We start from the raw sequence: 22,122 nt of genomic DNA on the forward strand, positions 1-22,122 counted from the left end.
TTGAGGTTGGAAGAGTAAGATTCTTCTATTCAATTTTTGGCTGTTTAAATGGGAATGAAAGAATGTTTTTACAATACGAAGTGTATGGTCTTGGGTAAACCGATATGTCCGGCACCTTTTACTTTATACATAACTCATCATGACCTGCTTTTGTAAGTGCCCTGTATAAATCAGCGCTATGCTTATACAGAACAACGTCATCCTGATCACCGCACATAATGAGAAGCGGAGTCGCCTCGCGATGAACATAAGCGGCTTGGGCCTAGCTCTAGAACCTGAAGTTTATTTGTTCGGGTCCAGCAGTCGGGATGAGAGTTTTCATGAGTGTGGAAAAGCTCACCTTCTTCAACAATCTCTTTTGACATCGATGAAGCCCGATTTTTTTAACAATCGGCTGATTTGGCGGATAATGACCGAGTTTGTATTTACACTGTCTGCGATTTGTTCAGAGGCAAGGTGGTCATATGTACGGCTATCATGAAACAGCTGCTGATTTTTAAACAAACTTGAAAATCAAGAAAAAGCCTGAGATATCTCAGGCTTTTCATTTAGAAATTACAAACCGACGGCTTTCCAGGCTGCTTCAACTTTTGCGGCATCAGTTGAGCCATAAAGGTCACGGGCAGACTGAATGAGGGCGGCCTTCGCATCTTTGAAAGTGGAATAAGGCGTAAGGTACGTTGTTAACGCACGGTAATAAATCTGCTGTGATTTAGATATGCCTAGGCTTGTAATGGTATTATAAGCGGCTTTGTTTGGAATTCCGCTGTTTATGTGTACACCGCCGTAATCGCCTTCATCTGTATTCGGAAGGTTTTGATAGTTGGCGTAATTGTCAGGCTGGTCATATTTTGTTGGATTAGACAAGCTGCGGAGAGCCGGCTGGCTGACCGTAATGTCTTCACCGATATCCCAGTCTTCTGTATCAGTGAAATAACCGAATACATCAGAGAACGACTCGTTTAATGCTCCAGGCTGATTTTCATAGACAAGGTTGGCTGTTTCTTGAGTGACACCGTGTGTCATTTCATGCGCCGTCACATCCAATGAGCCGGAAAGCGGGGAGAAGAAGGAGCCGTCTCCATCACCGTAAATCATTTGATCCCCTGTCCAAGCGGCGTTATTATAACGGCTGCCGTAGTGAACAGAAGAAACGATTTTACTGCCTTTGTTGTCATAGCTGTTTCGTTTAAATGTCGAGTAAAAATAATCGTACACTTTACCCAGGTTATAGTGGGCATCTACAGCTGCGCGCTGTGATGAAGTTGTGAATTTATTTGTTGTGCTTGAGACAAGTGTTCCCGGAAGGCGGCTTTGTCTGTTTTGTAAATCATACGTGATAATTTGAGTGCCGGTTGGTTTTGACAGATCTCTTAAAACATATTTGCCGCTTTCATAAGAAATATTCAGAGGAACTGTTGCGCCTTTTAGTGTTGTCCCTGATCCTGTTGCGGCTGCATGTTCTACTTTATTTTGCTGTTTTAAAATGGTGCCTGATTCGGCATCCACTAAGACTTCCCAGTTAGCAGGTTCAGGTTCGATATAGCGAATCGTGACATCGTAAGCCAGACGATAGCCGCCGTCCTCTGTTTCTACCGCTTTTAACTCTGCTTTATCGCTGTTTTTTGCGCTTCCGTTAGAAACGGCGTCAGGTGATTTGCCAATGGCTTTAAAAGCGAGTGCCAGTGCTTTGTCAGAGGATACCTTTTGGCTGTTTTCTGTTTTTGAAGCAGACTGATTGTGCAATTCTCCATTGATCGCATAGACATTGTCAGATTTATCGACGTGAACGATCACTTGTGAATCTTTAATAGGCACTCCGTTAATGACGGGCACATATCGAAAGTGCTTGTACCCAAGAGCGTCAGTTGTGCTTTCCACAAGTTTCAGTCTTTTGGCGGGATCGCCTTTAAACACTTTGCTGTTCTTTTTCAAAAACTGTTTGACAGCTTTGTCATTTGGAGCAGAGAGCTCTGTTTGTGCAATGGCGCTTTTAGGGAGAAAGTTTGTTTGATTCTCCTTAAGCTGGTCATTCTCAGCAGCCTGAACACCCGGAAGGCCGATTGATAAACTCATAAACGAAGCAGCGACAACGACGGACAATTTCTTACCTAAACCCACAATAAATCCCCCTTTTTGAAAATACTGAAAAATCTTTATATCGTTATATTAAACGAGCAATCTGGTATTCTCAACAAAAACTAACATAACTAGACAAAATTGATAGAATTGTCCTGTGTTTATTTTTGTTGAATAATATCAAGATGAGTCAAGTGTCATGTGATGGATGAATTGCAAGAGTTATGTCGTCTTTATATCGAAGGGGGGAGATGAGAAATTTTTGGTTTTTATTGAAACTTTATAACAAGCGGCTTGTCTAACCGGATGAGGCCTTAATAAGAAGTAAAGGATTGTTGTTCGTGTTTGATTTATTCAGTCATTATGTATTGCATTTTGAACAGATATACTGCAAGAGCTCCTGCAGCTAAAGGATCAGCACCAATCCGTTTTGATTTTAAGAGAATTTCAAGAGCTTTCTTATGAGGAAATCGCCGAAATCTTAGGCTGGAGCCTTTCGAAAGTGAAAACCACTCTTCACCGGGCTAGATTAGAGCTCAAGAAAAACATGACGAAAAGAAGAGAGGAGGAGCGGATATGATCTGCTTTCTAGTAAGAGACCTTCTCCCTCTGTATATTGAAGGTGATTGCAAAAAAGAAACGGAAAACTTCATTGAAAAGCATATGAACACCTGCCGCAGCTGCAGAGAAATGTTTGAACAGATGTCTGAGCCTTTTGAGTTTAAAGATGAACAGCCCCCTCAAGATGCTTTTCTGCCTGAAGAAGAAATCCGTTTTAAACAAAGATACTATGGTTTGCTGATTATTAAAGCAGCCTTCTGGTTTGGAGCTGTGTTTGCTGTGATGCTGATCATCAAACTGCTGATATAAAGGAAAAGCGCTTGCCGGATTTACGGACAAGCGCTTTTCTTACATTAAGCTTGCGGATGAAGCATTTGGTAGATGGCTGCAAGCTGTTCTTGAGACAGTGCACCGAAGAGCTTTTCATAAAAATCAGCCTGCTCCGGTGTCGCACCAGCTTCTAAAGCTGCATCTTTATCAAAGCTGTACGCTCCATCTTCTGAAACAATGGATGCCTGCAGAATATGAATTTTAAGGGAAACAGCGGCGAAAAATTGGTCAAGCGCGAGTGCTTCTTTTTCTGTGAAGCCGAGCTCAACAGCTTTTTCTGTATCAAATTTGTAGCTGCCGTCTTCAACATACACACATTGTGAAACAATATCGAAGAATTCAGATGTCGATTCCCACAATTTTGCAATGATTTGAGCCTCTTCTTGTGTCATTCCTAACTCGACAGCTTTTTCACTGTCAAAATAATAAACCCCGTCTTTTTCATATATACATTGATTTAATAAATCGAAAAATGTATTCAGGTCTTCATTTGTGATTGTCTCCTGCAAAGCAGGTGTGCTGTGACTAACTGTTTTTGCGCTTGCGGCATCGGGTCCGAAAGTAAGCAGGGTGGCTGAGGTCAGTGCGGCAGTTGTAAGTATGGCTTTTTTTACAAATGGTTTCTTCATGTTTCGTCTCTCCCTTTTGTGAATTGTGGTACAAATCCCATTATAGGGAGAGGCTGGTGTGAGGAAAATAGGCTTTATGGTAGTTTGTGTATATCAATGTCGAACCACTTTTGTTTGGTTAAAAGTGTCATATTTAGAACGATTGTCCATGAATGGATGTTGTTTTGCTTCTTCCCGCCTAGGAAACAGGGGAGATAAGCCTTACGCAACGAAAAAACACCGCATTCATTTGCGGTGTTTTTGATTACAATGTCTTTAGCAAGGATAAGCTTTTAATCGAGTAATCCTTGCTCACGCATTTTCTTTTTTAACGTAAATCCGCTTCCCATAACGGCGCAAACGAGCACAATGCTGGCGATAATGCCCCACGCGCTTTTTTCGGCGATAAAGACGCCGATCAGCATTATGCTGAAAACCGCTGCAAATGCAAATAATAATAAAAGCCAATTCATTTTTTTCATATTTCCATCCCCTTTTACGTCTTATAATAAGTTTACAGAAAAACGTGACGCTTTTAAAGAGGATGTGTGGTATAATATGAAAGTTATCTAATTTTTTTAGGAGATGAAAAAGTGAAACTTCGAAATGATCTTCGCAACATCGCGATTATTGCCCACGTTGACCATGGGAAAACGACTCTAGTCGATCAGCTTTTACACCAGGCTGGTACATTCCGTGCCAACGAACAAGTTGCTGAACGCGCAATGGACTCAAACGATCTTGAACGCGAACGCGGCATTACAATTTTGGCGAAAAATACTGCGATTAACTATAAAGATACACGCATCAATATTTTGGATACCCCTGGACACGCAGACTTTGGGGGAGAGGTAGAACGGATTATGAAAATGGTTGACGGCGTACTGCTTGTCGTTGACGCATATGAAGGCTGCATGCCTCAAACTCGTTTCGTTCTGAAGAAAGCTCTTGAGCAAAACTTGAACCCGGTTGTTGTTGTGAACAAAATCGACCGTGATTTCGCACGTCCTGAAGAAGTGATCGATGAGGTTCTTGACCTGTTCATCGAGCTTGACGCAAATGAAGAACAGCTCGAATTCCCGGTGGTATATGCTTCCGCGATTAATGGGACAGCGAGCCTTGACCCTAAGCAGCAAGATGAAAACATGGAAGCTTTATATGAAACGATTATTAAGCATGTTCCGGCACCTGTTGAGAATGCAGATGAGCCGCTTCAATTCCAAGTTGCACTTCTTGATTATAACGACTATGTAGGCCGTATCGGAATCGGACGTGTTTTCCGCGGTACGATGAAAGTCGGTCAGCAGGTTTCTCTTATGAAGCTTGACGGTACAGCTAAATCATTCCGTGTGACAAAAATCTTTGGTTTCCAAGGCTTAAAACGGGTGGAAATTGAAGAAGCAAAAGCGGGAGACCTCGTTGCGGTTTCCGGTATGGAAGATATCAACGTCGGTGAAACAGTCTGTCCTGTTGAGCATCAAGAACCGCTTCCGGTGCTTCGCATTGATGAACCGACACTTCAAATGACATTTGTCGTGAATAACAGCCCGTTTGCCGGCCGTGAAGGGAAATATGTAACAGCCCGTAAAATTGAAGAGCGCCTTCAGTCACAGCTGCAGACTGATGTCAGCTTGCGTGTCGAGCCTACAGCTTCTCCAGATGCTTGGGTGGTTTCCGGCCGCGGTGAGCTTCACCTGTCTATTTTAATTGAAAACATGCGCCGTGAAGGCTATGAGCTTCAAGTGTCAAAACCTGAAGTTATCATCAAAGAAATTGACGGTGTACGCTGTGAGCCTGTAGAGCGCGTGCAAATTGATGTTCCGGAAGAGCATACAGGCTCTGTAATGGAATCAATGGGAGCGCGTAAAGGTGAAATGATCGATATGATTAACAATGGTAACGGCCAAGTCCGTTTAATCTTTACAGTGCCTTCCCGCGGATTGATCGGTTACTCAACAGAGTTCCTGTCATTAACACGCGGCTTCGGTATCCTGAACCATACGTTTGACAGTTACCAGCCGATGCAGGCGGGCCAAGTCGGCGGACGCCGTCAAGGTGTGCTTGTGTCAATGGAAAACGGAAAAGCGACATCTTACGGAATTCAAGGGATTGAAGACCGCGGTGTGATCTTTGTTGAACCTGGTACTGAAGTTTATGAAGGAATGATTGTCGGAGAGCATAACCGTGACAACGACCTTGTTGTCAATGTCAGCAAAATGAAACAGCAGACAAACGTCCGCTCTGCAACAAAAGATCAAACAACAACAATTAAAAAAGCGCGCATCATGTCTCTTGAAGAATCTTTAGAGTACTTAAACGAAGATGAATACTGCGAAGTAACGCCTGAATCCATCCGTTTAAGAAAGAAAATCCTTAATAAAAACGAACGTGAAAAAGCGGCTAAAAAGAAAAAAACAGCAGGATTGTCTTAATCCCTTGCAGAATTTGAAAAGATAGAACCCGTACGCTGCAGGGGAGGGAATCTTTTTGAATGACGTAAGCGAACGCCTGTCGTTCTTCGCCGCTCTATATCAAGTGGACCGGCAGCCAGCAGCAGGCATGTGGCTGCTGTATGGCACCATTTTTGTTTTAGCTGTTATTGTGTTTAAGCTTGGATTTGCAAAACGGCTTCCGGTATTAAAATCAGCAGTGGTGTACTTATTTCTGGCTTTAGGCTGCACTGTTTTGACTTTTCTCGGTGTATTTTTGCCTGTGGCAGAGGGATTGGTCGTCGCTGCATTGATTTTAATCATTTACAAAATTCGGCTGTATCAGTCGAAAAAGGAACAGTCCGCAAAATCATGAAAAAAGACTCAGCATCTCGCTGAGTCTTTTTTTGTATTCTGTATGAATAGCTGCCGCTTTATTTTTTAACTTTTTCTTTCTTCTGCTGTCCCGGGTGAAATGTGAACTTTCCGGTTTTCAGCCGTTCTTCTGTTTTTTTGGCAATTCGGTCATGGCATTCCTGGCACATATATGTATGGATCGGACGGTTTCTCAGCCGTTTCGCGATCAGGGTTTCATCATCAATTGTTTCAATTTTATCGCAAATGGAACATTGGACCCTCATCATATCACCTCTTTCACTCTAATATGCATTATATCATGGATCAGATGTTGTCCAAAATAAGAAAAAGCTAAAGCCGCAAGGGCTGTAGCTTAATTATTATTATTCTTTTTCATATGATGATCAGATTGATCGTTTTGTTCCGTTTCCATTTCCTTCTCTTGCTTTCTGTTTAATTGATCGTTTTGCTGCTTGGTTTGCGGTTCATCCTCATCGTCAATCACATCGTTAGGCACTTCCGGAAGCACCCGGCCGACAATCGCGGCCAGTTCATCTAAAATCCCCGTAACAGGACGGCCTTCACTGATCTCTCTTCCCATTTCATTGAGACGGCTGACGGTATCAGGATCAGCAACCACAACTGCATTGGCGCCGTGCCGATCATTTTTTAAAGCCTGTGCCACAGAGTATTTGATGGTTTCGACTTTGCTTCTATCCAGGTTATCGTCGACGTCAATTCCTACTACAGCATATCCTCCAAGCACAACAGCTGTCGCATCCTTGACATCCGGCACTTTTTCAGCAACGCCGACAAGATGCTTGGCAATATCAGTTCTAGTTCCATTGTCTTTTGTTTCCTGAGATGTGTCCTTTACGTGAATCGGTTTTGTTTCCTGCTGTCTTGTTGATTCTTTTTCAATATTTTGCTCCTGTCTTCCCTGTTGAACAGCGCATGCGGACAAAATGAGTGTGAGCTGTATGATAATGAAAAGAATTCGCACTTGCGGTTTCCCTCCTTGAAATGCATTCATTAATTTTATTGTTGAATTAACCTTCTATCTTTATTCACAAAAACATATATTTTAGCAGGCGTTCACCTTTTTCATCGTAAGAGAAGCAGGAAGAACTTTGACCCTTATATCAGGAGGCTGAGACTTGAGTAAAATTTATGTGTTAGATACGAATGTGTTATTACAGGATCCTAACGCTATTTTTTCTTTTGAAGAAAATGAAGTTGTCATCCCTGCTGTCGTTTTAGAAGAGGTTGATTCCAAGAAACGATATATGGACGAAGTTGGGAGGAATGCGAGGCACGTATCTAAGCTGATAGACGCGCTAAGACTGAAGGGGAGGCTGCATGAGAAGGTTCCGCTTGATACGGGGGGGACGCTCAGAATTGAATTGAACCACCGTTCCTTTCACCAGCTTCAAGAAATCTTTATCGAAAAAACGAATGATAATCGTATATTAGCCGTTGCTAAAAACTTAAGCCTTGAAGAAGAGACGAAGGAAGACGGTAGGCCTGTGATCCTTGTCAGCAAGGATGTATTAGTCAGAGTCAAAGCGGATGCCATCGGCCTTCTTGCTGAAGATTTCTTAAATGACAGGGTTGTGGACAATGATGAAATGTACAGCGGATATAAGGATTTATATATAAACCAGCAGCTATTTAGCTCTTTTTACGGAAAAAAACAAATTTCAGTTCAGGATATGAAGCAGCATGCATTTTACCCAAACCAGTTCGCCTTAATGAAGGATGAATTAGGAGGGTCGTCCTCTGCTCTCGGTATTGCGGATAAAACGGGCACGGTCCTAAAACGACTTGTGTTTGATGATGAACACGTATGGGGAATCAGGCCGAGAAATGTTCAGCAGACAATGGCGTTAGAGCTTTTGCTGCGAGAAGATATCCCGCTGGTGACGCTGATCGGAAAAGCCGGAACCGGAAAAACGTTGCTTGCTTTGGCAGCGGGGCTTTTACAGACAGAAGATTTAGGGATATATAAGAAGCTGGTCGTGGCAAGGCCGATTGTTCCTGTCGGCAAGGATATCGGATACTTGCCGGGTGAAAAAGAGGAGAAGCTAAAGCCTTGGATGCAGCCGATTTTTGATAACTTAGAGTTTCTATTTAATGCCAAGAAACCGGGAGAGCTCGAGGCGATTTTGGCGGGGATCGGTTCGATCCAGGTAGAGGCGCTGACGTATATCAGAGGGAGAAGCATTCCTGATCAATTTATAATCATTGATGAAGCGCAAAATTTGACCAGGCATGAAGTGAAAACACTTCTTACAAGAGTGGGAGAAGGCAGTAAAATTGTCTTAATGGGCGATCCTGAACAGATTGATCACCCATATTTAGACAGTCTGAATAATGGTCTGGCATATGTTGTTGAGCGGTTTAAAGGACAACCTATCTCCGGCAGTGTGAAGCTTTTAAAAGGTGAGAGATCCGGGCTTGCCCAGCTTGCCGCTGACTTGCTGTGACGATTTAAATGATGTCGATCTCTTTTATATTGGTGATTGGCTGTTCGTGATCAACTGGATCTTCAAAATAAATATGAACTGGGCCGCCTTCCTGAATCGGCTTGCCTGCCTGGCTGAAATGGACAATACTGTTCAGCGCGGTTTCAAGAGGAACAGCGGCTTTACCGGAACTTGTAATAAATACACATTGTGATGCAGAGCTGAGCGGCTCGGCATTTTTCAGCACATTTCCCAATTTCATTGCGAAGCTGCCGTTCATCAGTTTTTGTTTCTCAAATTGTTTTTCCGTCTTTAATGTAGGCGGCGCAATCCGTCCTTCTCTAATCACACGTTCAGTGTCAAGGCCAGATTCATTCTCAGCCGTATGAAAATTGATTTCTTGGCCGTCCCCTTTACGGTCAAATGAAAATTTGCGATCATCAAAAATCCATACGCTAGGATCAATCGTAATCGGATATGTAACATTGCCTTTTACTTGTATAACGCTCATGGTATAACCCCCTTCTCTCAAAATTATAAAAGTTTTCGCATGAATTGTCACTTTGTGTAACAAATTATATGTATTGAGATGCTCAGGGAGCGAGGGTGGTCGCATGGTATGCCGGCATAATAACGAGCTGGAAGCGTTAGTGAAAGAAGCGAAAAAGGTGACAGGCAAGGGAGCGGTGGCCAGCTATATTCCCGCTTTAGCAAAAGCTGATCAGCACGATCTTTCAGTAGCGATTTATTATTCAAATAATACTTGTCTGTCAGCGGGTGACGTAGAAAAAACATTTACTCTTCAAAGTATATCGAAAGTGCTCTCGCTTGCCCTTGTGTTAATGGAATACGGCAAGGACAGAGTCTTCAGTTATGTCGGACAGGAGCCGACCGGTGATCCGTTTAATTCAATCATTAAGCTTGAAACCGTGAATCCGAGCAAACCGCTAAATCCTATGATAAATGCCGGAGCACTGGTTGTCACCAGCTTGTTGAAAGGACAAACGTCTAAAGAGAGACTCGATTATCTGCTTTCTTTCATCAGAAAACTGACAAACAACCAAGGCATCACCTACTGCCGGGACGTAGCTGAGTCTGAATACAGCACATCTATGATTAATCGGGCGATGTGTTATTATATGAAGCAGTACGGGATTTTTGAGGATGATGTTGAAGCGGTAATGGATTTATATACGAAGCAATGTGCGATTGAGATGAACAGTCTTGATTTAGCAAAAATCGGGGCTGTATTTGCGCTCAACGGCAGGCACCCAGAAACAGGAGAACAAGTCATTTCAAAAGATGTCGCGAGAATTTGCAAGACGTTTATGGTCACCTGCGGAATGTATAATGCAAGCGGAGAATTTGCGATTAAGGTCGGAATTCCTGCGAAAAGCGGAGTTTCAGGAGGGATTATGGGCATTTCACCCTATGATTTTGGGATCGGCATTTTCGGCCCGGCTTTGGATGAAAAAGGGAACAGCATTGCAGGTGTAAAGCTTTTGAAAATAATGTCTGAAACGTATAGGCTGAGTATTTTTTAATTTATGTCATCTGTTTAAATCCTCTTGCATTTTCTGCTGATACCCTTTATGATAAATAGAAGAATTAGGTACTCGCCTGGGGAACGGAGGGATACTTTTGGCTTCAGAGATGATAGTTGACCATCGGCAAAAAGCTTTTGAGCTACTGAAAGTTGACGCTGAGAAGATTTTGAAGCTGATCCGAGTACAAATGGATAACTTAACGATGCCTCAATGTCCTCTATATGAAGAGGTATTAGATACTCAAATGTTCGGACTTTCGAGGGAAATCGATTTTGCTGTCCGCCTGGGATTGGTTGACGAAAAAGATGGAAAAGACCTTTTATACACATTAGAACGCGAATTGTCTGCTTTGCACGACGCGTTTACAGGTAAATAAATGATAAAACTCAAACTAATTAACAGTTTGGGTTTTTTTATAACCGCTTGCTTTTTCACCGTATAATGACGGTCTCTTTTTGTGCATTTCATCCGAATCGTATAGAGAATCTTCGTGTCATTTGATAAATTGTAGTAAAATAAAAAATATAAATACATAAAAACCATAGGTAATGGAAGTTGGAAGCAGGGAAGAGGATGTTATGTTAAAAAAAATGCTAAAATCTTATGACTACTCACTGATATTCGCAATTGTTTTACTATGCGGATTCGGTTTAGTGATGGTGTACAGCTCAAGTATGATTACGGCTGTTTCTCGGTATAACGTAAGCAGCAATTATTTCTTCATGCGTCAGCTGTTTGCTTTAATCGCAGGAGGCATCCTTTTTATTGTTATGGCCGTGTTTCCTTACAAAGCACTGGCTCATCAAAAATTTCAAAAGGTGATGCTGCTTGTTTCAGTGTTTGCGCTTATCTCACTGTTTGTATTCGGGCATGTTGCCGGAAATGCGCAAAGCTGGTTTAAAATCGGCGGAATGAGTATTCAGCCGGGTGAATTTGTCAAGCTGGTAGTGATTTTATATCTAGCAGCTGTCTATGCAAAAAAACAAAGCTATATTGATCACCTGTTAACAGGAGTTGCGCCTCCTGTGGTGATGACGGTTATTATCTGCGGTTTAATTGCCATGCAGCCTGACTTTGGTACGGCGATGATTATCGCCATTATCGCTACGTGTATGATCTTGTGCTCGGGTTTCAGCGGGAAGACGCTGGTAAGGCTTGTTTTGCTGGGTGGAATTGTCTTAATTCTGGTCAGTCCAATTATTTATTTTAATATGGATAACATTTTAACAGAAAAGCGTTTAGCTCGTTTTGAGAGTCTGGAAGATCCGTTTAAATATGCGAATACATCAGGTTTGCAAGTGATCAATTCTTATTATGCGATTGGGTCGGGAGGTATTTTCGGTCTCGGACTCGGAGAAAGTATCCAGAAATACGGGTATCTTCCTGAGTCACATACTGACTTTATCATGGCCGTGATTGCTGAAGAACTTGGCATTTTTGGGGTATTGTTTGTTGTTTTCCTGCTGGGCTTTATCGTATTAAAAGGTTTCTATATTGCGAGAAAATGCGAGGACCCGTTTGGAAGTCTTCTGGCAATCGGCATTTCTAGCATGATTGCCGTACAATCGTTTATTAACCTTGGCGGTGTCAGCGGGCTAATCCCGATTACGGGTGTTACGCTGCCATTTATCAGCTACGGAGGCTCTTCTTTACTTCTATTATTGGGAAGCATGGGGATATTAATCAATATCAGCATGTTTGTGAAATATTCAGAGAATAAGAAAAAGAGAGAGTCCTTGGCGCCAAAGGGAATGAAAAAGAAGCAGCTTGAAAAAACTGTTTATCTGTAAAAAACAAGTGTGTACACGTGAAGGATATTCCGATATGATAGATTATATTCCATTCGGGTAAGGGGGAAAAAAGTTTGTCACAGCAATCGATACAAAAAGTGTTAGTAGCAAACAGGGGAGAAATTGCAATCCGTATATTCCGCGCTTGTACAGAATTGAATGTTCGTACAGTTGCGGTTTATTCAAAAGAAGATTCCGGTTCCTATCATCGTTACAAAGCTGATGAAGCGTACCTGGTTGGCGAAGGGAAAAAACCAATTGATGCCTACCTGGATATTGAAGGTATTATTGATATTGCGAAAAGAAACAAGGTGGATGCGATCCACCCGGGATATGGTTTCTTATCTGAAAATATACATTTCGCAAGGCGCTGTGAAGAAGAAGGCATCGTGTTCATTGGTCCGACTTCTGAACATTTAGATATGTTTGGTGATAAGGTAAAAGCGCGTGAGCAGGCGGAAAAAGCCGGAATTCCTGTTATACCAGGAAGCGACGGCCCTGCAGAAACGCTTGAAGCAGTCGAACAATTCGGACAAACTCACGGTTATCCGATTATTATTAAAGCTTCGCTTGGCGGCGGCGGCCGCGGCATGAGAATTGTCAGAAGTGAAAGTGAAGTCAAAGAGGCATATGAACGTGCGAAATCAGAGGCAAAAGCAGCCTTTGGCAATGATGAAGTATATGTAGAGAAACTGATTGAAAACCCTAAGCATATTGAGGTCCAGGTTATCGGTGATAATCAGGGAAACGTGGTTCATCTATTTGAACGGGATTGTTCTGTTCAAAGACGCCACCAAAAGGTGATAGAAGTAGCGCCGAGCGTTTCGCTGTCAACTGAATTGAGAGACCAAATTTGTGAAGCTGCGGTTGCGCTTGCTAAAAACGTGAACTATATAAATGCTGGTACGGTTGAATTCCTTGTCGCGAACAACGAGTTTTATTTTATAGAAGTAAATCCGCGTGTTCAAGTTGAACATACAATTACGGAAATGATTACCGGTGTTGATATTGTGCAGACACAGATACTTGTTGCCCAAGGCCACAGCCTACATAGCAAAAAAGTCAACATTCCGGAGCAGAAGGACATTTTTACAATCGGCTATGCGATTCAGTCACGGGTAACGACTGAAGATCCGCAAAATGATTTTATGCCTGACACAGGGAAAATCATGGCTTACCGTTCAGGCGGAGGCTTTGGTGTTCGTCTTGATACAGGAAACAGCTTCCAAGGCGCCGTTATTACGCCATATTACGATTCACTGCTCGTTAAGCTTTCAACTTGGGCTTTGACGTTTGAACAGGCGGCGGCCAAAATGGTTCGAAACCTTCAGGAGTTTAGAATTAGGGGAATTAAAACTAACATTCCGTTCCTTGAAAATGTCGCAAAGCATGAAAAGTTTCTGACAGGACAATATGATACGTCTTTCATTGATACAACGCCTGAGTTGTTTAATTTCCCTAAGCAGAAAGACCGCGGAACAAAAATGCTTACTTATATCGGGAATGTGACCGTGAATGGTTTCCCTGGAATCGGCAAAAAAGAAAAACCGGCGTTTGACAAGCCGTTAGCTGTAAAAGTCGACGTTGATCAGCAGCCTGCAAGAGGAACAAAACAGATTCTAGATGAAAAAGGCGCTGAAGGGCTTGCAAATTGGGTTAAGGAACAGAAATCTGTTCTATTAACTGATACAACATTCCGGGATGCCCATCAGTCTTTACTGGCGACTAGATTCAGATCACATGATTTGAAAAAAATCGCTAATCCGACGGCTGCGTTATGGCCGGAGCTGTTCAGCATGGAAATGTGGGGAGGCGCGACCTTCGATGTAGCCTACCGCTTCCTGAAGGAAGATCCATGGAAGCGTCTGGAGGACCTCCGCAAGGAAGTGCCAAATACGCTGTTCCAGATGCTGCTTCGCTCCTCAAACGCTGTCGGCTATACGAATTATCCGGATAATGTGATTAAAGAATTTGTGAAGCAATCCGCTAAATCCGGTATAGATGTTTTCCGTATTTTTGACAGCTTAAACTGGGTAAAAGGGATGACGTTAGCCATCGATGCCGTTCGGGATTCAGGTAAAGTGGCTGAAGCGGCAATTTGTTATACAGGTGATATTCTTGATAAAACCCGTACAAAATATGATCTCGCTTATTATACATCTATGGCGAAGGAGCTTGAGGCTGCAGGGGCCCATATTCTCGGAATTAAAGATATGGCAGGTCTGTTAAAACCGCAAGCTGCATATGAGCTGGTGTCTGCGCTGAAAGAAACGATCAATATTCCGGTTCATCTTCATACGCATGATACGAGCGGCAACGGAATTTATATGTATGCAAAAGCAGTAGAAGCAGGCGTTGATATCGTGGACGTGGCGGTCAGCTCAATGGCTGGCTTAACATCGCAGCCTAGCGCGAGCGGATTTTATCATGCGATGGAAGGCAACTCCCGCCGTCCGGAAATGAATGTGCAAGGCGTGGAATTACTATCCCAGTATTGGGAATCAGTTCGTAAATATTATAGTGAATTTGAAAGCGGGATGAAGTCTCCGCATACTGAAATTTATGAGCATGAAATGCCTGGAGGCCAATACAGTAACCTGCAGCAGCAGGCGAAGGGAGTAGGCCTGGGCGATCGCTGGAACGAAGTCAAAGAGATGTACAGACGAGTAAATGATATGTTCGGTGATATCGTGAAGGTTACGCCTTCCTCTAAAGTAGTCGGGGATATGGCGCTGTACATGGTGCAAAATAACCTGACTGAAAAGGACATTTACGAAAAAGGCGAATCATTAGATTTCCCTGATTCTGTTATTGAGCTTTTCAAAGGAAATATTGGACAGCCTCATGGCGGATTCCCGGAAAAACTTCAAAAGCTCATTTTAAAAGGGCAGGAGCCGATCACAGTGAGACCGGGAGAATTGCTTGAGCCGGTATCCTTTGAAGCGATCAAACAGGAGTTTAAAGAGCAGCATAATCTGGAGATCTCAGACCAGGATGCTTTGGCGTACGCCCTTTATCCTAAAGTCTTCTCTGATTATGTAAAAACTGCTGAAAGCTATGGAAATATTTCGGTATTAGATACTCCGACCTTCTTCTATGGCATGACATTAGGCGAAGAAATAGAAGTGGAAATTGAACGCGGGAAAACGCTGATCGTCAAATTGATCTCAATCGGTGAACCTCAGCCGGATGCAACTCGTGTGATCTATTTCGAACTGAACGGCCAGCCGCGTGAAGTGGTCATAAAAGACGAAAGCATTAAGTCTTCCGTTCAGGAAAGATTAAAAGCAGACCGTACAAATCCAAGTCATATTGCGGCTTCTATGCCTGGAACTGTTATCAAGGTACTGATAGAAGCGGGTGCCAAAGTTGATAAAGGTGATCATTTGATGATCAACGAAGCCATGAAAATGGAAACAACGGTTCAGGCGCCATTCTCAGGAACAATCAAACAGATTCATGTGAAAAATGGAGAGCCGATCCAAACGGGAGATCTGCTTCTCGAAATTGAAAAAGCATAATCAAAAAAGAGTGTATATCATTTGATATACACTCTTTTTTAGTGAGGAACGAGATATGAACGTGCAGCTGCTGCAACGAGCGGGGGCTGTTTCAAACGTGTGTGAACGATGCATTGGTTGTCTGCTCGCGGGTGCAGGAATGAGAAAAGCTGATGCTTAATAAGCTTCGTATAATTACGGCTTCTTTTCTGGTGAGAATGAATTGACTTCTTGGGGAAAAGTTATTTTAATTAAAATCCTGTCCCAAACATCGATTGAGCAGCGCGTTTAGAATACATCATCGCCCGAGATTATCCAAACCTTATATAAATCATCAAGTTCAGTATGCAAACCGAAAGTTGAATTATATGAAGCTGCCGAAATGGAATGATAAAAAAGACCAAAGCGTATAAGAGCTTTGGTCTTATGTCTTATACCCGTCTTGATTCGTAACGAAAGCGTGCAATCAATAATAAGAAGTAGCATAAAACCCCAAACAGGCAGGCAATAAAAAATGAGTGCGCAAGCGCAAAGCCCAGCGCCAGTTCAGAATACACGATCATAATGCCGGATAGTGCCTGTAACGTGATAAAAATAAGACACGAAATCCAGCCCCAAAAGATTTGCTTTTGTTCTTTATAGGAAGTAGTCGCATGAACAGCGGCAACGATAATCCATACAAACAGGAGCAAGGCTGCAGCTCTGTGCCCCATTTGCACCCATTCGTGGAATTGGGCCGGAAGTCCATTGTTCAGCCGGCTGCACAGCGGCACATCAGGACACGCCAGACTGGATTCTGTATGTCTTACGTATGCGCCAGTATACACAACGATATAGGAATATATCAAAATACCTATCATGTGAAATTGCATTTTCTTGCCGATTTGAAGCGGTTTGACCAGTTTTCTGGCTGATTTATCAGCTTCAAATATAAGCAAAGTTAATATTAAAACAGACGCAAAAGAAATTAGTGAAATCCCAAAATGAAGCGCCATAATAAGCGCGTTTGAACCGAACACAACAGCCAACGCACCAAGCAGTGCCTGAAGAAACAAAAAGATAATGGACATGATAGCGAGAAACGTTGTCTCACGGAAAACAGGTGTGATTTTTCTCCATGACCAAAAGGCAAGGCTTAATACAAGAATAATTGAGATGCCGCTTGCGAATCTGTGGCTCCATTCAATAATAGAAGCGGGATTCAGTTCAGGGAAGAAGCGCCCGTGGCACAGCGGCCACTGTCTGCCGCATCCTTGGCCGGAACCTGTTTTTGTAACGAGGGCTCCCCCGATTAAAACAATAAGCATCACAAATGTTGTCAAAACACCGAGAGCTTTTAATGCTTTATTCATACAATATCCACCTTCTTAACAAACTGCTGCAATTTTTTATACGTACCAAGTGTAAGCGAATATGTGTTTTGTGGCAATTCTTAGAGCCCTTTGTTCACAAAAATATAATAGAATCACGACTTCTGGAAATGTATACTTGATTATTCATGCCGGGTCTGATAGAAATAAGGTAAACGCATTATCGAATTGGCGTTTGCCTTCATCTTTGGTAAAATTCATAAAAAGTTCACAAATAAATTCCTGTTTCTCGTTTAATATTTAATAGGATGTTTTTTTACAAGTTGTTATCTTGTATGATAGAGTTGCAGGTTATTATAAACCTGCGTTAGGTTTGTAAGGGAGGTTTACGTTATGGCTAACTCCAGAATCTTAAATGATACAGCTATAGACGGACAAATTGAAGAAACAACGGCATGGAAAGATTTTCTGTCCCTCATTAAAATAGGGATCGTAAATTCTAATCTCATCACAACTTTTACTGGAATGTGGCTTGCTTTTCATATTTCCGGTTTAAGCTTTTTAGGCAATATAAACACCGTTCTTCTTACTTTATTTGGATCATCTTTGATTATTGCGGGGTCCTGTGCGATCAATAACTGGTATGACCGGGACATTGACCATATCATGGAGCGTACAAAAGTAAGACCGACGGTTACGGGTAAAATTCAGCCGAATCAGGCATTATGGTCTGGAATTTTGCTTGTTGCTTTAGGATTGATCATGCTGCTGATGACCACTGTGATGGCTGCTGTTATTGGTTTTATCGGAGTATTTACTTATGTTGTACTGTACACAATGTGGACGAAACGCCGCTATACGATTAACACAGTAGTAGGGAGTGTTTCCGGAGCAGTGCCGCCTCTGATTGGATGGACGGCAGTAGAAGGAAATATCGGCGTCGTGGCATGGGTATTATTTATGATTTTATTCATTTGGCAGATTCCTCACTTCTTATCGCTTGCCATTAAGAAAACTGAGGACTACAGAGCCGCGAATATTCCAATGCTTCCAGTCGTATATGGATTTGAAGTGACGAAAAGACAAATTATTGTATGGGTTGCGTGCCTGATGCCGCTTCCATTCTTTTTAGGAAGCCTAGGTCTACCGATTGTAATTCTCGGATTGCTGTTAAATATCGGCTGGCTGATTCTTGGTTTGATGGGTTTCCGTTCAAAAAATATCATGAAGTGGGCGACGATGATGTTCGTTTACTCACTGAATTACATGACAATCTATTTCGTTGCAATGGTTGTCTTTACGCTTTTCTAAAAAATAGATATATTGCTTGTTTTATCGCTTCAAAATAACCGATGACAACTAGTGAATGCCGCCTTGACCTTTTGTTTAATCAGGCGGCTTTACTTTTATACATAGATGGCATTTTGAGTAAAAAAACTCATAATTTAAGAGAAGAGGAAATGTAAGTGCTTTATTGGGAGGCGGCCGGATTGCGATGGAATCAATCTATTTTCCGCCGCTGTATTGACCAGAAAAGGGGTTGGGTGAAATGGTAAAGCATTGGCGTCTTATCTTATTATTAGCCTTGGTGCCGCTTCTGTTAAGCGGATGTGGAAAACCTTTTTTATCCACGCTCAAGCCTGCTGGCGAGGTGGCTGATAAACAGTATGACCTGACAGTGCTCAGTACATTGATTATGGTTGTTGTCGTAGCAGTCGTATCTGTTATCTTCTTTTACGTGATTGTAAGATTCAGAAGGTCGCGGGTTGGGGAGAACACGATACCAAAACAGGTGGAAGGGAATAAATTTTTAGAAATCACATGGACAGTGATCCCTATTTTGCTGCTCATCATTCTTGTTATCCCTGTCGTATTATATACGCTTGAACTCGCAGATACATCACCTATGGATAAGAAAAACCGCAAAGCCGAGGATGCTCTCGTTGTCAATGTCAGAGCAAATTTGTATTGGTGGGAGTTCGAGTATCCTGATTACGGCATTATCACAAGCCAGGAGCTGATCGTACCGACAGACCAGCGGGTTTATTTCAGTTTAAAAGCCTCTGATGTAAAACATTCTTTCTGGATTCCTTCAGCAGGAGGAAAAATTGATACCAATACTGATAACGAAAATACGTTCTTCTTAACTTTCGATTCAAAACGCAGCAAAGAGGCGGGAGATACGTTTTTTGGAAAGTGCGCTGAGCTTTGCGGGCCTTCACACGCACTCATGGATTTTAAAGTAAAGGCGCTTTCTGCGAAAGAATTCCAGTCATGGACAAAAGATATGAAAAACTATAAGACGGCAGCAGAAAGTGATTTGGCTAAGCAGGGGGAAGAGCTGTTCAAAGAGAAGAACTGCCTGAGCTGCCATGCGGTCGAGCCAAATGATAAGCGTGCAGAGGCAGCAAGAACGGCGCCAAATCTGGCGACTTTCGGTGAAAGGACAAAAGTGGCAGGGGTAAAGGATGCCAATGAAGAAAATGTGAAAGCCTGGCTGAAAGACCCTGAGAGCATAAAGCCAGGGAACAAAATGACAGGAACATATCCGAAGCTTTCAGACAGTGAAATGGACGCGCTTTATGAATACTTAAAAGGCTTGAAAGCAGAAAGCAAGTAGGGAAGAAAGGGAGATATTGGGGGAGGTCACATATGTTGAATGCGCTTACAGAAAAGCGGACGCGCGGATCTATGCTTTGGGATTATTTGACGACGGTGGACCATAAAAAAATCGCGATACTTTATTTAATCGCAGGGGGATTCTTTTTTCTTGTCGGGGGAATTGAAGCGATGTTTATCAGAATCCAGCTTGCAAAGCCGGAAAATGCTTTTCTCAGTGCTCAAGCGTACAATGAAGTGATGACGATGCACGGGACGACAATGATCTTTTTGGCTGCGATGCCGCTTTTATTTGCTTTGATGAATGCGGTTGTTCCATTGCAGATCGGAGCGCGGGATGTTTCGTTTCCATTTTTAAATTCGCTTGGTTTTTGGCTCTTCTTTTTCGGGGGCATTTTCTTAAACTTAAGCTGGTTTTTGGGAGGAGCGCCAGATGCGGGCTGGACGTCATATGCCTCGCTTTCGCTTCATTCAAAAGGGCACGGCATAGACTTTTTCGTCCTTGGACTGCAAATATCCGGACTGGGGACGCTGATAGCCGGGATTAACTTTTTGGCCACGATTATTAACATGAGGGCTCCCGGCATGACGTACATGAGGCTGCCTTTGTTTACATGGACGACATTTGTGGCGTCGGCATTAATTTTGTTTGCGTTTCCGCCGCTTACGGTTGGCTTGGCTCTTATGATGCTGGATCGGCTGTTCGGCACAAATTTCTTTAATCCTGAGCTTGGCGGTAACACGATTATTTGGGAGCATTTATTTTGGATATTCGGACATCCGGAGGTTTATATTCTGATTTTGCCTGCTTTCGGCATTTTCTCAGAGGTCATCCCTGTGTTTTCCAGAAAGCGATTGTTTGGATATTCTTCAATGGTTTTTGCGATCGTGCTTATCGGTTTTCTTGGCTTTATGGTTTGGGTGCACCACATGTTTACCACAGGTCTTGGACCGATTGCGAACGCAATCTTTGCAGTTGCTACAATGGCGATCGCGATCCCGACCGGGATTAAGATATTTAACTGGCTGCTGACGATTTGGGGAGGAAATGTGAAGTACACGACGGCCATGCTGTATGCCGTCTCATTTATCCCATCCTTTGTGCTTGGCGGTGTGACAGGTGTCATGCTGGCTGCGGCAGCTGCAGATTACCAGTTCCATGATACGTATTTTGTGGTGGCGCACTTTCACTATGTCATTATAGGCGGAGTCGTATTCGGGCTATTAGCCGGTGTTCATTTCTGGTGGCCGAAAATGTTTGGTAAAATTCTGCATGAAACAATGGGGAAAATTTCATTTGTTTTGTTTTTTATCGGTTTCCATCTTACTTTTTTCATCCAGCACTTTGTCGGTTTAATGGGCATGCCGCGCCGTGTGTATACCTTCTTGCCAGGCCAGGGCCTTGAAACCGGCAACTTGATCAGTACAATCGGGGCGTTTTTTATGGCAGCAGCAGTTATCCTCCTGCTTGTCAATGTCATATGGACTTCGGTGAAGGGCGAATATGTCGGAGATGATCCATGGCATGACGGACGTACGCTTGAATGGGCTGTTTCGTCACCGCCGCCTGAATATAATTTTAAACAGCTTCCATTTGTCAGAGGGCTTGACCCGCTGTGGATCGAAAAGCAGGCGGGACACAAATCTATGACACCGGCTGAACCGGTTGATGATATCCATATGCCAAACGGTTCAATTCTGCCGCTGATCATTTCCTTCGGTCTCTTTGTCGCTGCCTTTGGTCTCTTGTATAGAACCGACCACGCTTGGGGCCTGCCGGTGATCTTTATCGGACTTGGCATCACATTTTTTACAATGCTGCTCCGTTCATTGATTGATGATCACGGTTATCATATTCACAAAGAGGAACTGCCGAACGATGATAAAGGGGTGAAGGCGTAATGCAAATTGAAGAAAAATTCACCGCAGAGACCTTTCCAGCTTCTCCCGAAAAAGCAACAATGGAAGGGAAAAATAAATTTTTAGGATTTTGGCTTTTTCTTGGGGGAGAGACTGTTCTGTTCGCGTCTCTCTTCGCCACTTTTCTTGCACTACGGAATTCAAACGCCGGTGACCCGCCTACGACAGAAATGTTTGATGTCACACTCGTTTTTATCGCCACAATGCTCTTATTAACGAGCAGTTTAACGAGTGTGTATGCGATGTACCATATGAAAAACTTTTCATTTGGCAAAATGCAGCTCTGGCTGGGAATTACCTTGTTATTGGGTGCGGGATTTTTAGGCTTGGAAATTTATGAATTTAAGCATTACACACATGAGTTTGGCTTTACCATCACAAGCTCGGCGCTTGGCTCATCGTTTTATACGCTTGTCGGCACACATGGTGCACACGTGGCGTTTGGCCTTTTGTGGATCAGTACGCTGATGATCCGCAATGCAAAAAGGGGCTTAAGCTTATATACAGCGCCTAAGTTTTACGTGGCCAGTCTTTACTGGCATTTTATTGATGTCGTGTGGGTCTTTATCTTTACCGTTGTATATTTAATGGGGATGGTGGGATAAAC

The 22,122-nt window shown here is 42.9% G+C and carries 20 protein-coding genes and 1 pseudogene; 13 read left to right on the top strand and 8 right to left on the bottom strand.

Annotated features, from left to right (window positions below):
• Window positions 1-118: 118 nt before the first annotated feature.
• A complete protein-coding gene (locus NSS75_RS08245) occupies window positions 119-217 on the bottom strand; it encodes a hypothetical protein (RefSeq protein ID WP_232350979.1) in 99 nt (32 codons plus the stop codon).
• Window positions 218-555: 338 nt separating this feature from the next.
• On the bottom strand, window positions 556-2,121 hold the full coding sequence (locus tag NSS75_RS08250) for a M4 family metallopeptidase (RefSeq protein ID WP_095714832.1): 1,566 nt from the start codon (window positions 2,119-2,121) through the stop codon (window positions 556-558).
• A gap of 349 nt (window positions 2,122-2,470) precedes the next feature.
• On the opposite strand from NSS75_RS08250, the pseudogene NSS75_RS08255 reads away from it, so the two are divergent.
• Window positions 2,471-2,659, top strand: a pseudogene (locus NSS75_RS08255) (sigma factor-like helix-turn-helix DNA-binding protein); the annotation flags it as partial.
• Window positions 2,656-2,949, top strand: coding sequence for a zf-HC2 domain-containing protein (locus NSS75_RS08260; protein WP_095714831.1), 294 nt, complete (start codon window positions 2,656-2,658; stop codon window positions 2,947-2,949). The pseudogene NSS75_RS08255 and the gene NSS75_RS08260, both read left to right, overlap by 4 nt.
• Window positions 2,950-2,993: 44 nt before the next feature.
• Here the strand turns inward: NSS75_RS08260 and NSS75_RS08265 are convergent, their stop codons facing one another.
• Window positions 2,994-3,599, bottom strand: coding sequence for a hypothetical protein (locus NSS75_RS08265; RefSeq protein ID WP_101860687.1), 606 nt, complete (start codon window positions 3,597-3,599; stop codon window positions 2,994-2,996).
• Window positions 3,600-3,871: 272 nt separating this feature from the next.
• Window positions 3,872-4,060, bottom strand: a complete 189-nt coding sequence (locus tag NSS75_RS08270; protein WP_010334117.1) for a YlaF family protein — start codon at window positions 4,058-4,060, stop codon at window positions 3,872-3,874.
• A 111-nt stretch (window positions 4,061-4,171) separates the two neighbouring features.
• Between NSS75_RS08270 and typA the strand changes: the two genes are divergently transcribed.
• Window positions 4,172-6,010, top strand: a complete 1,839-nt coding sequence (typA, locus tag NSS75_RS08275; RefSeq protein WP_010334118.1) for a translational GTPase TypA — start codon at window positions 4,172-4,174, stop codon at window positions 6,008-6,010.
• A gap of 55 nt (window positions 6,011-6,065) precedes the next feature.
• Entirely contained in the window at window positions 6,066-6,383 is a 318-nt protein-coding gene (locus NSS75_RS08280) for a YlaH-like family protein (RefSeq protein WP_024121276.1), read from the top strand.
• Window positions 6,384-6,441: 58 nt separating this feature from the next.
• Here NSS75_RS08280 and NSS75_RS08285 read toward each other — a convergent pair whose 3' ends face one another.
• Together NSS75_RS08285 and NSS75_RS08290 are read right to left on the bottom strand one after the other, a co-directional pair.
• Window positions 6,442-6,651, bottom strand: coding sequence for a YlaI family protein (locus tag NSS75_RS08285; protein WP_081638297.1), 210 nt, complete (start codon window positions 6,649-6,651; stop codon window positions 6,442-6,444).
• Between the two features lie 86 nt (window positions 6,652-6,737).
• Window positions 6,738-7,367, bottom strand: a complete 630-nt coding sequence (locus NSS75_RS08290) for a YhcN/YlaJ family sporulation lipoprotein (RefSeq protein ID WP_103671639.1) — start codon at window positions 7,365-7,367, stop codon at window positions 6,738-6,740.
• Window positions 7,368-7,521: 154 nt separating this feature from the next.
• On the opposite strand from NSS75_RS08290, the gene NSS75_RS08295 reads away from it, so the two are divergent.
• The gene (locus NSS75_RS08295; protein WP_268498753.1) at window positions 7,522-8,850 is read left to right on the top strand and encodes a PhoH family protein; all 1,329 of its coding nucleotides are present in this window, start codon (window positions 7,522-7,524) and stop codon (window positions 8,848-8,850) included.
• Between the two features lie 4 nt (window positions 8,851-8,854).
• Here the strand turns inward: NSS75_RS08295 and NSS75_RS08300 are convergent, their stop codons facing one another.
• Complete coding sequence (locus NSS75_RS08300; protein ID WP_103671640.1) at window positions 8,855-9,340, bottom strand: hypothetical protein; 486 nt, start codon at window positions 9,338-9,340, stop codon at window positions 8,855-8,857.
• A gap of 103 nt (window positions 9,341-9,443) precedes the next feature.
• On the opposite strand from NSS75_RS08300, the gene glsA reads away from it, so the two are divergent.
• The 4 genes from glsA (at window position 9,444) to pyc (ending at window position 15,687) form a co-directional block, all read left to right on the top strand.
• Window positions 9,444-10,373 carry a glutaminase A gene (gene glsA, locus NSS75_RS08305; RefSeq protein WP_339236936.1) on the top strand — a complete coding sequence of 310 codons (930 nt, stop codon included), beginning with the start codon at window positions 9,444-9,446 and terminating at the stop codon, window positions 10,371-10,373.
• 97 nt (window positions 10,374-10,470) lie between these two features.
• Complete coding sequence (locus tag NSS75_RS08310; protein ID WP_003221339.1) at window positions 10,471-10,752, top strand: YlaN family protein; 282 nt, start codon at window positions 10,471-10,473, stop codon at window positions 10,750-10,752.
• Between the two features lie 202 nt (window positions 10,753-10,954).
• Window positions 10,955-12,166, top strand: coding sequence for an FtsW/RodA/SpoVE family cell cycle protein (locus NSS75_RS08315; protein ID WP_095714824.1), 1,212 nt, complete (start codon window positions 10,955-10,957; stop codon window positions 12,164-12,166).
• 74 nt (window positions 12,167-12,240) lie between these two features.
• Window positions 12,241-15,687, top strand: coding sequence for a pyruvate carboxylase (gene pyc, locus NSS75_RS08320; protein WP_339236940.1), 3,447 nt, complete (start codon window positions 12,241-12,243; stop codon window positions 15,685-15,687).
• 410 nt (window positions 15,688-16,097) lie between these two features.
• Here the strand turns inward: pyc and ctaA are convergent, their stop codons facing one another.
• Complete coding sequence (gene ctaA, locus NSS75_RS08325) at window positions 16,098-17,018, bottom strand: heme A synthase CtaA (RefSeq protein ID WP_339236943.1); 921 nt, start codon at window positions 17,016-17,018, stop codon at window positions 16,098-16,100.
• Window positions 17,019-17,369: 351 nt separating this feature from the next.
• Here ctaA and cyoE point away from each other — a divergent pair, with 351 nt between their 5' ends.
• The 4 genes from cyoE (at window position 17,370) to ctaE (ending at window position 22,120) form a co-directional block, all read left to right on the top strand.
• Window positions 17,370-18,287: a heme o synthase gene (gene cyoE / locus NSS75_RS08330; protein WP_010334129.1), complete on the top strand. Its 918-nt coding sequence runs from the start codon at window positions 17,370-17,372 to the stop codon at window positions 18,285-18,287.
• Between the two features lie 238 nt (window positions 18,288-18,525).
• Window positions 18,526-19,596: a cytochrome c oxidase subunit II gene (gene coxB / locus NSS75_RS08335; RefSeq protein ID WP_326230661.1), complete on the top strand. Its 1,071-nt coding sequence runs from the start codon at window positions 18,526-18,528 to the stop codon at window positions 19,594-19,596.
• 32 nt (window positions 19,597-19,628) lie between these two features.
• Window positions 19,629-21,497: a cytochrome c oxidase subunit I gene (gene ctaD / locus NSS75_RS08340; protein WP_024121286.1), complete on the top strand. Its 1,869-nt coding sequence runs from the start codon at window positions 19,629-19,631 to the stop codon at window positions 21,495-21,497.
• Window positions 21,497-22,120 carry a cytochrome c oxidase subunit III gene (gene ctaE / locus NSS75_RS08345; protein WP_339236950.1) on the top strand — a complete coding sequence of 208 codons (624 nt, stop codon included), beginning with the start codon at window positions 21,497-21,499 and terminating at the stop codon, window positions 22,118-22,120. Before ctaD ends, ctaE begins: the two co-directional genes overlap by 1 nt.
• Window positions 22,121-22,122: the final 2 nt, after the last annotated feature.

The organism is Bacillus sp. FSL K6-1012, assembly GCF_037964915.1.
Lineage (GTDB): Bacteria > Bacillota > Bacilli > Bacillales > Bacillaceae > Bacillus > Bacillus halotolerans.

Coding starts and splice junctions, on each gene's coding strand:
- NSS75_RS08245 (WP_232350979.1), bottom strand. CDS start 217: ATGTGCGGTGATCAGGATGACGTTGTTCTGTATAAGCATAGCGCTGAT.
- NSS75_RS08260 (WP_095714831.1), top strand. CDS start 2,656: ATGATCTGCTTTCTAGTAAGAGACCTTCTCCCTCTGTATATTGAAGGT.
- NSS75_RS08265 (WP_101860687.1), bottom strand. CDS start 3,599: ATGAAGAAACCATTTGTAAAAAAAGCCATACTTACAACTGCCGCACTG.
- NSS75_RS08270 (WP_010334117.1), bottom strand. CDS start 4,060: ATGAAAAAAATGAATTGGCTTTTATTATTATTTGCATTTGCAGCGGTT.
- NSS75_RS08285 (WP_081638297.1), bottom strand. CDS start 6,651: ATGATGAGGGTCCAATGTTCCATTTGCGATAAAATTGAAACAATTGAT.
- NSS75_RS08300 (WP_103671640.1), bottom strand. CDS start 9,340: ATGAGCGTTATACAAGTAAAAGGCAATGTTACATATCCGATTACGATT.
- glsA (WP_339236936.1), top strand. CDS start 9,444: ATGGTATGCCGGCATAATAACGAGCTGGAAGCGTTAGTGAAAGAAGCG.
- NSS75_RS08315 (WP_095714824.1), top strand. CDS start 10,955: ATGTTAAAAAAAATGCTAAAATCTTATGACTACTCACTGATATTCGCA.
- ctaA (WP_339236943.1), bottom strand. CDS start 17,018: ATGAATAAAGCATTAAAAGCTCTCGGTGTTTTGACAACATTTGTGATG.
- cyoE (WP_010334129.1), top strand. CDS start 17,370: ATGGCTAACTCCAGAATCTTAAATGATACAGCTATAGACGGACAAATT.
- coxB (WP_326230661.1), top strand. CDS start 18,526: ATGGTAAAGCATTGGCGTCTTATCTTATTATTAGCCTTGGTGCCGCTT.
- ctaD (WP_024121286.1), top strand. CDS start 19,629: ATGTTGAATGCGCTTACAGAAAAGCGGACGCGCGGATCTATGCTTTGG.
- ctaE (WP_339236950.1), top strand. CDS start 21,497: ATGCAAATTGAAGAAAAATTCACCGCAGAGACCTTTCCAGCTTCTCCC.